Source organism: Longimonas haloalkaliphila (assembly GCF_055379825.1).
The window spans coordinates 1,028,328-1,039,532 of sequence record NZ_AP043948.1 but is presented as its reverse complement, the minus strand read 5'-3'; the positions used below and the strand labels follow the sequence as shown (position 1 = coordinate 1,039,532).

At 57.7% G+C, this 11,205-nt stretch carries 11 protein-coding genes and 1 tRNA gene; 1 reads left to right on the top strand and 11 read right to left on the bottom strand.

What is annotated here, in order from left to right:
• Positions 1 to 196 precede the first annotated feature (196 nt).
• From ACZ48V_RS04095 to ACZ48V_RS04045, 11 genes are all read right to left on the bottom strand, one after another.
• Positions 197 to 901 carry a cell division protein ZapA gene (locus ACZ48V_RS04095; RefSeq protein ID WP_464541856.1) on the bottom strand — a complete coding sequence of 235 codons (705 nt, stop codon included), beginning with the start codon at positions 899 to 901 and terminating at the stop codon, positions 197 to 199.
• 12 nt (positions 902 to 913) lie between these two features.
• A complete protein-coding gene (locus ACZ48V_RS04090) occupies positions 914 to 1,285 on the bottom strand; it encodes a hypothetical protein (RefSeq protein WP_464541854.1) in 372 nt (123 codons plus the stop codon).
• A 184-nt stretch (positions 1,286 to 1,469) separates the two neighbouring features.
• A complete protein-coding gene (gene pheT, locus ACZ48V_RS04085) occupies positions 1,470 to 3,926 on the bottom strand; it encodes a phenylalanine--tRNA ligase subunit beta (RefSeq protein ID WP_464541852.1) in 2,457 nt (818 codons plus the stop codon).
• A 61-nt stretch (positions 3,927 to 3,987) separates the two neighbouring features.
• A complete protein-coding gene (gene pheS, locus ACZ48V_RS04080; RefSeq protein ID WP_464541850.1) occupies positions 3,988 to 4,998 on the bottom strand; it encodes a phenylalanine--tRNA ligase subunit alpha in 1,011 nt (336 codons plus the stop codon).
• Between the two features lie 208 nt (positions 4,999 to 5,206).
• The gene (rplT, locus tag ACZ48V_RS04075) at positions 5,207 to 5,560 is read right to left on the bottom strand and encodes a 50S ribosomal protein L20 (RefSeq protein WP_353562697.1); all 354 of its coding nucleotides are present in this window, start codon (positions 5,558 to 5,560) and stop codon (positions 5,207 to 5,209) included.
• Positions 5,561 to 5,703: 143 nt separating this feature from the next.
• Positions 5,704 to 5,898 (bottom strand): 50S ribosomal protein L35, encoded by a 195-nt coding sequence (gene rpmI / locus ACZ48V_RS04070; RefSeq protein ID WP_464541848.1) that lies wholly within the window; start codon positions 5,896 to 5,898, stop codon positions 5,704 to 5,706.
• A gap of 294 nt (positions 5,899 to 6,192) precedes the next feature.
• Positions 6,193 to 6,807: a translation initiation factor IF-3 gene (gene infC, locus ACZ48V_RS04065; RefSeq protein WP_464541846.1), complete on the bottom strand. Its 615-nt coding sequence runs from the start codon at positions 6,805 to 6,807 to the stop codon at positions 6,193 to 6,195.
• A gap of 48 nt (positions 6,808 to 6,855) precedes the next feature.
• Positions 6,856 to 8,829 carry a threonine--tRNA ligase gene (thrS, locus tag ACZ48V_RS04060; protein WP_464541844.1) on the bottom strand — a complete coding sequence of 658 codons (1,974 nt, stop codon included), beginning with the start codon at positions 8,827 to 8,829 and terminating at the stop codon, positions 6,856 to 6,858.
• A gap of 161 nt (positions 8,830 to 8,990) precedes the next feature.
• Positions 8,991 to 9,064: transfer RNA gene (locus tag ACZ48V_RS04055), tRNA-Val, on the bottom strand.
• Positions 9,065 to 9,238: 174 nt separating this feature from the next.
• Positions 9,239 to 9,844, bottom strand: coding sequence for a dephospho-CoA kinase (coaE, locus tag ACZ48V_RS04050; protein ID WP_464541842.1), 606 nt, complete (start codon positions 9,842 to 9,844; stop codon positions 9,239 to 9,241).
• A gap of 169 nt (positions 9,845 to 10,013) precedes the next feature.
• Positions 10,014 to 10,361 carry a histidine triad nucleotide-binding protein gene (locus ACZ48V_RS04045; RefSeq protein WP_464541840.1) on the bottom strand — a complete coding sequence of 116 codons (348 nt, stop codon included), beginning with the start codon at positions 10,359 to 10,361 and terminating at the stop codon, positions 10,014 to 10,016.
• Between the two features lie 426 nt (positions 10,362 to 10,787).
• Between ACZ48V_RS04045 and ACZ48V_RS04040 the strand changes: the two genes are divergently transcribed.
• Positions 10,788 to 11,201, top strand: coding sequence for a 6-pyruvoyl trahydropterin synthase family protein (locus ACZ48V_RS04040; protein ID WP_464541838.1), 414 nt, complete (start codon positions 10,788 to 10,790; stop codon positions 11,199 to 11,201).
• Positions 11,202 to 11,205: the final 4 nt, after the last annotated feature.

Below are 11,205 nucleotides of genomic sequence, written 5' to 3'. Positions count from 1 at the left end.
GACCGCTCCATTATGATGCTCCCAATACCCTGTTAAGAGTTGACAGTGTGGTAATGAGTCGCCTCCAAAACGCCTTTAGCACGTTGCAGTGCTAATTTACGCGCCGGCAAGAGCGGCGTGCGTAACTTTCACAGGTAGCCCTTTGTGGGTAATGCTATGTGGGCAGTTATTCAGTGTCACGCGCTCGACTCAAGTATCACGCGCTCGACTCGTCGGGGTCTGAGGATTCCGGGGAGTCACTGTCTGGCTCAATGGCTGGTTCTGGATGGGGCATATCAGCGTCCATGTACCCATCAGACATCGGCGAAAAACTGCTCTCGTAGCCTTCTCGGGTAGGCGACGGCGTAGCCGCTTCACGGTCTCCGGCGGATTTGCTACCGTCAGGGCGTGCAGTCTCATGCTCGTTCGCATCGGAGGATTTTGTGCCGGGGGCTTCCGTGTCATCGACACCGGCTTTTCCATTGTCATCTGTTGGGCCAGATGCTCCGTCTCTGTTGCCTTCCTCCCGCATTGCAGGCTCAGGCTTGGGCGCCTCTGCCTCTGTAGGCAGCGCACCAGCCAGACGCTCTGAGAGCTGTGTGATTGCCTGAATCAGCGCCTCTTCGTTCTGTGCGTGCACTTCTCGCTCGCGTGCGTGAGCTTGCTCTTGCTGTTCAAGTTCGCGCTCGCGCGCTGCAAGTGCCGACCGGAGATCGTTTAGCTCTTCGGCCATTGCAAGAGCGGTAATGACCGACGTTGTAAACTCGGCCTGCTCCGGGTGCTCCTTCTGGAACGCCTTCATACGGGCGTTCACCTGAGAAGCCAAGTTACGTGTCGTTTCTTCTTCGCCCTCTCGCACGCGCAGGGCATACTCTCGGCCCAGGATGTGCACGCGAATCGGTTTCATATCGTTGGTAGCCATAACCAGAGGGGGCTATGCAAGAGACGTGTCGCCGACATCTGAATCGGGCGGAGGCGGAAGATCGTCCAGCAGCGTGTCTATCGTCTGAATGTAGCGTTCCAGCTCCTGCTTGAGTGCATCCGCATCCGCATCTTCCAGCGCAAGCACAAGGCTGTTGGCAGGCACGTCAGGCTGTTTGGCAATTTTATCTTCAAGCGCCTGTACCCGAGTGCGGAGCTGTTCGTTTTCGGATTCAAGGGCCGCTATATGCTCAGTAGCCGCATCTATCTGCGCAACAAGCATCTCTATTGAGGGGCGCACCGCATCCGACAGCTCATTCAGCATCGCCGTAGAATCGGCAGGCCACGCTTTATTCTGTTCAGATGAGTCAGCGTCGGCAGCCATAAAGATAGGATGCACTTAGCAAAGAGGTACGCTATATTATTTTCTTATCTTTCTACCATAGCAAATGATCGCCGCATGTGCAAGTAACGTTTACATGCGCGGACCTATTGCCTCGTGCGACATAATTGGGTAATAACACGAACCACAAAGGGTACGCCCGGCGCTCGTGGATGTGCCGACGCTTTTATTGCTCTCGTAACGTAGCACCATGTTCGTTGCTTAGCATCTCCCGAATGCGGCGCATGCACGTGTCAATTTCGGCGTCGGTGAGCGTCCGATCCGATGCCAACTGCATCGACAGGGCCACACTCTGCTTGTCGTCCGGAATCCCCTCTCCCTGGTACAGGTCGAACAGGTCGACGTGCTTCACGAGCGGTGCACCCGCTTCACGGGCCGTATCGAGGAGAGGCCCAACGGAAGCGTCGGCATCCACCAGCACGGCGAGATCGCGCTCTACCACGGGTACACGGGGCATTGGCGTGTAGCCTGTGCGCTCGGCAAGCGCACTCACGACCGCAGGCCACTGCAGTTCAGCCACAAGCACCGCGTCGGTCAGGTCGTAGTGGTCGGCGGTGTCGGGGTGGATGCAGGCGAGCGTGCCCAGCGGAGCGCCGTCAGCAACAATGTCGAGCGCGTAAGCCACGTAGCTTGGCGTGTCTGTAGCCGGCGCGAACTGCACAGCCGGAACGTTGAGCGCGTCGAGCAGATCGGCTACGGTTCCTTTCAGGTCGTACACATCGGTGTTGCGCGTGGCGCGATCCCAGTGCAGCGGAGCTTGCGCTCCGGTCGCGGCAATCAGGAGCGACTCGTGTTCGCGCACGCCAGGCACCATCGGGGTTTCATCGGCTGTAACGCGACGCATCACACGGCCAAACTCAAACAGGCGTATGGCGTCTTGCCCGTGGTTACGGTTGTGCTGAAGCACGCTGAGCGCGCCGGGAAGCAGCCGCGGACGCAGCGCAGCCATCTCTCGCGAGATGGGATTGCGTGTCTCTACGACGGGCGTGTCGTTGGGGTTGAACTGCTCAGCCACATCAAGCGGGAGCATGCTGTTGGTGTAGATCTCGCGGAACCCGTATCCGCGCAGCAGGCGGCGGACCTCTACGCGACGGGTTCGCTCGGCGCTGTCTTCTGCAACCGTGGCAGGTATCTGGATGTGTTCGGGGCGCGGGATGCGGTCGTAGCCATGCAGGCGCGCAATCTCTTCGATCAGGTCTTCCTCTATCGCAAGATCCGGGCGCCACGTGGGAAGTGTGCACCGGAGCGCATCGCCCTTCGCATCTACCGAAATACCGATTGATTCGAGATGACGACGCATGTCACCACGCGTAAGGGCCGTGCCCAGCAGCGCGTTGGCCCGCTCCGGACGCAATGCAGCCGTACGCGGCTCGGGCAGACGCGGATGCGCGTCGATCATGCCGCTAACGCGCGTACCGCCGGCAAGCCGCACCATGAGCTCTGCAGCACGAGCCGCCGCCCATACCTGTCCGTCGCGGTCTACGCCACGCTCGAAGCGATATGACGAGTCGGTCTGCAGCGCCAGCGCTTTGGCCGTGCGCCGGATCTGCGAGGGATCGAAGTACGCGCTCTCAATAAGCACCGTGGTCGTCTCCTCGGTCACTTCGGTGTCAGCCCCGCCCATAACGCCTGCGATAGCTACCGGACGCTCCGCATCCCGAATAAAGAGCGTTCCTGCCGGACAGGTGCGCTCCTGGTCGTCGAGCGTGGTGAATGTAGTTTCGGCATCAGCGGTATCTACACGGATGGTCTTACCGCGCAGCGTGTCAGCATCGAACGCATGGAGCGGCTGGCCGCACTCGTGCAGCACGAAGTTCGTGATGTCTACGATCACGTTGCGCGGGCGAAGCCCGATGCGCTCCAGGCGCTGCTGTAGCCAGAGCGGCGAGGGACCTACCGTAACGTCCTCTACGCACAGCGCTACGTAGCGCGGGCATGCTTCGGCGTCGTCTATCGACACACTGAACCGCTCGGAAACGGTACCGCCCTCTTCGGGCGCTTCCACAGCCGGCCGATGCAGCGGCGCACCTGTCAGCGCCGACAGATCGCGGGCAATGCCCAGATGACTGGCCGCGTCGGACCGGTTCGGAGTCAGGTCAATGTCGAGCACCATGTCGGTAGGGGTTGCCTTGTGCGCACGCAGGTAATCCACGAACGGCATCCCAACAGGCGCATCGTCATCCAGCACCATGATACCGGCTGCATCGCTGGTCAGCCCCAGCTCGTGCGCGGAGCAGATCATGCCGTTAGACTGCTGGCCGCGAATTTTTCGGGCGTCGAGCGTAATGGGCTGGCGCTCGTCGCTTCCTTTTCCAGCAGGCAGCTCCAGGGTAGTACCAGCGGGTGCGACCGGCACGCGCTGACCGGTTTCCACGTTGGGCGCACCACAGACGATCTGCACCGGCTCCTCAGCGCCCATGTTCACGTCACAGAGCACGAGCCGGTCGGCATTCGGATGCGAGCGCACCGCCTCAATGAGGCCAACCACGACCCCGTCGAGCGGCTGTCCGTGATGCGTGATGCCATCTACCTCGAGCCCGGCCATGGTGAGCAGGTCGGCAATGGCATTAGCGTCGGCTTGTGGAGCGGCATACGAGCGCAGCCACTGAATGGAGCAATCCATGAAGCGAGAAAGCGTTGTGCGGAAAAAGAGTCAGGGGGGCGAGGCGCAGACTGCTGGCGTGCTAAAACTGCTGCAGGAAGCGCAGATCGTTCTCATAGAACACCCGGATGTCGTCGATCCCATGCTTAAGCATCGTCATGCGTTCTACGCCCATACCGACGGCATAGCCGCTATACTGCTCGGGATCGACGTCAACTGCACGCAGCACATTGGGGTGCACCATGCCACAGCCAAGGATCTCAAGCCAGCGCCCGCCATCCTCATGGCTGGGGTCGGCCCACCAGATATCGACCTCGGCGCTGGGCTCGGTAAACGGGAAGTAGCTTGGGCGGAAGCGCAGGCGTACATCGTCGCCGAAGAGCGCCTGGGCCAACTGGTAGAGCACCTGCTTCAGGTCGGCCATTGAGACGCCCGTATCCACATAAAGCAGCTCAACCTGATGGAACAGGCAGAACGACTTGTACGAAATCGCCTCGTTGCGGTAGACGCGGCCCGGCACCATAACGCGCACCGGTGGCTCGGTAGCCTGCAGCACACGAATCTGCCCGGGCGAGGTATGCGTCCGCAGCAGCGTCGGGGTGTCGACCGGCGCATCCTTCACGAAGAAGGTGTCTTGCATGTCGCGCGCTGGGTGATCAGGCGGAAAGTTAAGCGCGGCGAAGTTATGCCAGTCGGTTTCGACCTCGGGCCCCTCATAGGTGGCAAAGCCCATCCGCTCCAGGATATGGAGGATCTCTTCGAGCGTCTGTGTAAGCGGATGCAGCGAGCCCTGATGCTGACGGCGACCGGGCAGTGTAAGATCAAGGTCGGTGCCGGTGTCGCCCGAAGCTTCTTGAGCCAGGCGTTCATGCGCCGCATCGAGCTTCGCCTGCGCATCCGTCTTAAGCGCGTTGAGGCGTCGCCCAAAGTCGGGGCGCTCCTCAGGAGGCTGCTCGCCAATCTGACCGAACAGGTCGGGGATACGCCCCTGGTTGCGCCCTAAGTACTTGATGCGAAAGGCTTCGGCTTCCTCCTCGCTGGTAATGGTTTCAGCTTCAAGCTCAGCGCGGAGGGCGGCGATCGGGTCAGCCATAAGAAACGGAGCGGCAAGAGTAGGTCTACGCGGATGCTACCTGCAGGAGCAGCATTAAGGAGAGTACGCCGTGCAGCTTTGTTTGAAGATCCCAGAAGAGACAAGCACGGCAACATAGAAAATCCCGCCGGGCCTGCTGAGAGCAGCAGCGGCGGGATTTTCGTCATGTCATGGAGCACAGGGGCTGCGGGCAGTGCCCCTTCAGCAGTTATGCCTGCTCCATCACATGATCAACGACCTGCGAAAAGGCCTCGGGATCGTGCACGGCCAGGTCGGCAAGCACCTTACGGTTCATATCGAGATCGGCCTTGCGGTAGGCCCCCATGAACCGCGAGTAGCTCACGCCTTGCTTACGGGCAGCGGCATTGATGCGCGTGATCCAGAGCTTGCGGAAGTTGCGCTTGCGCTGCCGACGATCGCGATAGGCATACTGCAGTGCCTTTTCTACCGAGTGCTTGGCGGAGCTATACGTTTTGCTCCGGCGGCCCCAGTAGCCTTTGGCCATGTTCAAAATTTTCTTGCGACGGCGCCGGGTCTGCGGCTTGTTTGTTGCGCGTGGCATGGTGGAAGGTCGTTAGCGGATAGAAGGTAGAAACAACGACAGGACCTGCGCCTCACGGAGTCCACGAGGCATACCTGACTGAAAACGCTCATCAGGTAGAGCGTCTGTTGTGGAGAGCAACTGCGGGATGCAGTGTGCTGCGGTTACGAGTTAATCATCTGCTTGATGCGCTTCTCTTGCGTTTCGTCGACAATCGTGTCTTTACGCAGCTGACGCTTGGTCTTCGGCGACTTTTTCGTCAGGATGTGACGGCGGCCTGCTTTCTTGCGCTTTACTTTGCCGCTGCCAGTTTTCTTGAAGCGCTTGCGTGCGCCACTGTGCGATTTCATCTTAGGCATAATATCAAAAACTATCGATTCTAAAGAGGGCGTATCGTGTAGATCACCGCGTGGCGGAGATACGAGCCCCGCACAGAACGGACATGCATCAATGGAGACACCCCGACGTGCGTTCCACGCCAGGGTGCTCATTTGGGTTGGGCTTCCGCAAAAATGATGGAGTCTCCACATCCAGCGCATGCACCGCGTCAACTTATGCGAACTATGCAGCAGTATTGCGGTGCGATCCGCGGCGCTACGGCGTGGGGCGTGTGTACAGCGGAGCTGTGCGTGAGCCCCGTGTGGGGAGACCGATTACTTTTTCTTCTTGTGGGGAGCGAGAATCGTGGTCATGCGCCGCCCTTCCATTTGGGGCGCCTGATCGATCCGTGCCAGGTCTTGCACATCTTCAATGAGACGGCGAAGCAGATCCATTCCCTGATCTTTGTAGATAATGTCTCGGCCTCGGAACTGCACGTAGGCCTTCACCTTGTTACCATCGTTCAGGAAATCACGGGCATGGTTTTTCTTGAACTCATAGTCGTGATCGTCGGTGCGTGGTCGGAACCGAAGCTCCTTCATCTGCATCGACTTCGACCGCTTTCGCTGCCGCTTTTCTTGCTTCTGCTGCTTGTAGCGATACTTACCGTAGTCAATGATTTTGCATACGGGTGGCTCGGCATCCGGAGCAATTTCGACGAGATCAAGGTCATGGTCGCGGGCGCGATCCAGGGCGTCTTCGAGATCCATGATCTCGTGGTCGCCTTCTGGTTCAACGACGCGTACAGTGCCGGCGCGGATCTCTCCGTTTACGCGAACTTTATCAGCTTTAGCGATAGTAAATCGGGAGGTTTGTTGAGGAATATAAGTACGATTCGTTGATATATCTGCACGCACCGTAGCGACGGTGGGTTCCGTCGCAGCTTCCATGTATCGGTTTTTACCAGGTGTGCTTTCCGACCCAGCTTCATGATCATTTTATGACCATGCCGCCCGCATTTCAGCGTCCATCTGCTCGATGAACGCATCTACAGAGATAACCTCTTGCTGCCCGTCGCCATGAGCACGCACGGCGACCGTTCCTGCTTCTTCTTCGCGCCCTCCTACGACGAGCATATATGGAATTTTCTGCGTTTCGGCTTCGCGGATTTTGTACCCAACGGTATCGTCGCTGTCGTCAACATCGACGCGCAGATCCGCTTCTCGAAGCTGTGTCGCTACCTGGTCGGCATAGTCGTTGAAGTCAGCTCCAACGGGGATGACGACGGCTTGCACCGGTGCAAGCCACGCAGGGAAGTTACCACCGCAGTGTTCGATTAACACGCCGATGAAGCGCTCCAGTGATCCAAACGGAGCGCGGTGAATCATGACCGGGCGTTTACGCTCATCGTTGGCATCAACGTAGGTAAGGTCGAACCGCTCTGGCAGGTTGTAGTCGACCTGGATCGTACCCAGCTGCCATTCACGCCCGAGGGCGTCTTCTACCATGAAGTCAAGCTTGGGGCCGTAGAACGCGGCCTCCCCGGTTTTTTCGATCGTGTCGAGGTTCATTTCTTCGGCTGCTTCACGGATGGCCTGTTCGGCTTGCGACCAGAGCGCATCGTCGCCCACATACTTGTCGGTATTCTCGGGGTCACGCAATGAGATCTGCGCGGTAAACTCGGTAAAGTCGAGCGCGCCGAGCACCTTGAGCGTAAGGTCGATCACATCTTTGAACTCAGCCTTTACCTGCTCGGGCGTACAGAAGATGTGCGCATCGTCCTGCGTGAATCCGCGCACGCGCGTAAGTCCTCCAAGCTCGCCGCTCTGTTCGTTGCGGTACACCGTGCCAAACTCCGCAAATCGCACCGGCAGGTCGCGGTACGAGTGCATGTCGTGCTTGTACATCATAACATGATGCGGACAGTTCATCGGCTTAAGCAGGTAGCCATCTTCTTCGTCGCCCTCTTCGTTGAAGATCATCGGCGGAAACTGGCTCTCTTTGTAGTACGGGTAGTGCCCGCTCGTACGGTAGAGCTTCAGTCGCCCGATGTGTGGCGACACAACTGGCTCATACCCGCGATCCAGCTGTTCTTCCTTCAACAGATTGGAGAGCGTCTCACGAAGCGTGGCTCCCTTAGGCAGCCACATGGGCAGCCCGGGGCCGACCACATCCGCATTGAAGGTGAACAGTCCCAGTTCTTTGCCAAGCTTACGATGGTCGCGTTCTTTGGCCAGACGGCGCTGCTCCAGAAACTCATCGAGCATCTTTTTCTTCGGGAAGCTGATGCCGTAGATGCGCGTAAGCTGTGGGTTCGACTCGTCGCCCCGCCAGTACGCCCCGGCCACGGAAAGCAGCTTCGGGTACTTAATCCGCTCTGTAGAAGGAATGTGCGGCCCGCGGCACAGATCGGTGAAGTTGCCCTGCTCGTAAAACGTGATCTCGCCATCATTGAGCTCTTCAATGAGCTCTACCTTATACTCGTTGCCCTGCTCCTTGTAGTAACTGAGCGCTTCCTCCTTAGACACTTCGCGGCGCTCATACATGGCATCGCGCTTGGCAAGCTCTCTCATCTTCGCCTCGACCGCCTCCAGATCGTCAGCCGACAGGGTTTCGTCGCCCAGGTCCACGTCGTAGTAAAAGCCTCGCTCAATGGGCGGCCCAATCGTAAACTTTACGCCCGGGTACAGCTCCTGAAGTGCCTCGGCCATGAGGTGCGCCGACGAATGCCAGAACGTTTCTTTGCCCTGCTCGTCGTCCCAGGTCAGGATAGCAATCTCGGCAGACTCCGTAATGGGCCGGTCTAAGTCTCGCACCTCGCCGTTTACCGTAATGGCCAGTGCCGCACGGGCAAGCCCCGCCCCTATGCTTTCCGCAATCTCACGCCCGGTGACACCTGAATCGTACGTACGTGTCGACCCGTCGGGCAGTGTGATGGTGATGGTGTCTCGGTCGGTAGAGATGTCAGCCATAAGAGCGAACAGATTCAGGGGGTATACAAGAAAAGCGCTCCGCCGATAAGGGACAAAGCGCTTGAAAGACAACGAGCACATTCGATATATGCCAGTGTCCCTTCATGGTACAAGGGCACACGTTTCTACCAGATGGCTCGTGGTGTACAGATGGGAGACGGTGGGTCTAAGTGGATTCGAACCACTGACCTCTACGATGTCAACGTAGCGCTCTAACCAACTGAGCTATAGACCCGACTACTTTTGTGACGTACAGCATACGTCTGCTCGGCACCTAAAGTCAATGCCCGAAAGCCAAAAGGGATTCCCGCACCATCCAATTCACGGAAAGTTTCGGCGCTGCAGAAGGGCACCTCATCAGCTATCACCGACTGGCTATGCCTCATGGCACAACCGGAACGGGTCGCCACTATGCCGCGACTTCGGTAGTCAGCCGCTTGTGCAGATCCATGACTTGATCCTTAAGGGCTTTTCGGTCCGCATCGTTTTGAATTACAAAGTCGGCACGTTCGCACAGCTCATCTTGCGGGAGCTGGTGCTGCATGCGATCGCGAACGGCCTGCTCAGTGGTCTCGTCGCGGTTGACGACGCGCGCGATACGCAGTTCACTGGGCGCGGCAACCACGACCGTGTGGTCTACATGAGCATCGGCACCGGCTTCGAAAAGAAGCGCAGCTTCGTGCACAAGCAGCTCTACATCGTCGGCACGCGCCTGTTCTTTGGCCTCCTTAAAGGCGTCAAATACCAGCGGGTGCACGATAGCATTTAGCTTCTCCAGCTTATCGGGGTCGCTGAACACCTGTGCAGCCAGATACGAACGGTTTAGCTGCCCCTTTTCATCGTAGCTGGTGCTGCCAAACGTATCTCGAATTAGTGCTCGGGCATCGGCGTCTTCTCGCATGATGGACTTCGCCACCTCATCTGCATAAAAGACGCGGGCGCCAAGGTCGTCAAGCATTTTGCAGACGGTGGTCTTTCCACTGCCGATGCCACCGGTTACTCCTAAGGTGATCACGGATACTTGGGTATCTTGGTTGAGAGAAATCCCGTCGCACCCTCTGCTGAAAAGCCCTCTTGGGCCCGCAGCATCAAGACACAACGCTCACGGTTTGCTTACAGTGCAAATTGTTTGCAGTGTAAAGCGTGACGTGAGTCACACGCCTCACACAGAGGGAATCATCGAATCATCCGGGAGGCCACTGGAGCTCGCGCCCCCCAAGCACATGTACGTGCAGGTGGTAGACGGTCTGCTGGCCGTCGTCGCCGCAGTTGATGACAGTGCGATATCCATTATCAAGGCCCTGGTCGTGCGCCACCTTGCTCGCCACGCGGAACAGATGCCCAATAAGCGCCTCATCGTCTGGCTCAATATCATCAACGGTAGGTATGGGCTTGCGCGGAATCACAAGAATGTGCGTCGGCGCCTGCGGATTGACATCGTGGAAGGCGATGCATTGCTCATCCTCATAAACGATGTCTGCAGGTACCTCGCCCTCTATGATTTTCTGGAAGATGGTTGGCTCGTCGCTCATACGATGACTCTCTGAATTAAAGGCTATTGGATGCAAGGCGCACCGTCCTTAGGCGGTTGTGACCGCATGGAGCCTGCACATTTGGTCATCAGCACGCCGCATAATTTGTCGTACAGAATGTTTGTTTTACACGTTACAACATAGCCCGCCGACACGCACGTGTCAAAAATAACGGATCTGTGATAATGTCTACTTTATCTCTTGCGCACCAGCCAACAAGCACACCGCCATGAAGAACTGTAACGCTTCGGTGGTCTAATGAACATGCTCTTTCCTATCCGGTCTGATTGGATCCTTAATGCTCTTTGTGAGAGCAAAACTTGGTCGGCTTCCCAACTCATAACGCATCCATGCGTCTGATCAATACGCGGATTGCTTCCTTTTGCTTTTTCCGGACTTCTGTCTCACTATAGTTCACTGGGGTTTATGCCTACAGTCTATGTAACGCGAAAAACACACTTTAATGCTGCCCATCGCCTCCATAATCCCGATAAGTCGGAGGCCTGGAATGAGGAGATGTATGGCCCGTGCAACCACCCTAACTGGCATGGTCACAACTACGAAATGGAAGTGACGGTTGCGGGCGAACCGGACCCGGAGACAGGATACCTGATTGATCTCGGCGTGCTGAAGTCCATCATTCACAAACGGGTGGTCGATAAGGTAGACCACAAAAACCTTAACCTCGATGTCGACTTTATGGACGGTGTCATTCCGTCGACCGAAAACTTCGTAATTGCTATCTGGAATGAGCTTGCCGACGCTCTGCCGAGCGGACGGCTGCACTGCGTGCGTCTGTATGAAACGCCGCGCAACTATGCTGAATATCGGGGGGAATAGGCTT

Excerpts from the sequence above, each read along its gene's own strand:
- rpmI (WP_464541848.1), bottom strand. The coding sequence starts at position 5,898 with ATGCCTAAGATGAAATCGCACAGTGGCGCACGCAAGCGCTTCAAGAAA.
- thrS (WP_464541844.1), bottom strand. The coding sequence starts at position 8,829 with ATGGCTGACATCTCTACCGACCGAGACACCATCACCATCACACTGCCC.
- ACZ48V_RS04090 (WP_464541854.1), bottom strand. The coding sequence starts at position 1,285 with ATGGCTGCCGACGCTGACTCATCTGAACAGAATAAAGCGTGGCCTGCC.
- pheS (WP_464541850.1), bottom strand. The coding sequence starts at position 4,998 with ATGGCTGACCCGATCGCCGCCCTCCGCGCTGAGCTTGAAGCTGAAACC.
- infC (WP_464541846.1), bottom strand. The coding sequence starts at position 6,807 with ATGGAAGCTGCGACGGAACCCACCGTCGCTACGGTGCGTGCAGATATA.
- ACZ48V_RS04045 (WP_464541840.1), bottom strand. The coding sequence starts at position 10,361 with ATGAGCGACGAGCCAACCATCTTCCAGAAAATCATAGAGGGCGAGGTA.
- ACZ48V_RS04095 (WP_464541856.1), bottom strand. The coding sequence starts at position 901 with ATGGCTACCAACGATATGAAACCGATTCGCGTGCACATCCTGGGCCGA.
- ACZ48V_RS04040 (WP_464541838.1), top strand. The coding sequence starts at position 10,788 with ATGCCTACAGTCTATGTAACGCGAAAAACACACTTTAATGCTGCCCAT.
- rplT (WP_353562697.1), bottom strand. The coding sequence starts at position 5,560 with ATGCCACGCGCAACAAACAAGCCGCAGACCCGGCGCCGTCGCAAGAAA.
- pheT (WP_464541852.1), bottom strand. The coding sequence starts at position 3,926 with ATGGATTGCTCCATTCAGTGGCTGCGCTCGTATGCCGCTCCACAAGCC.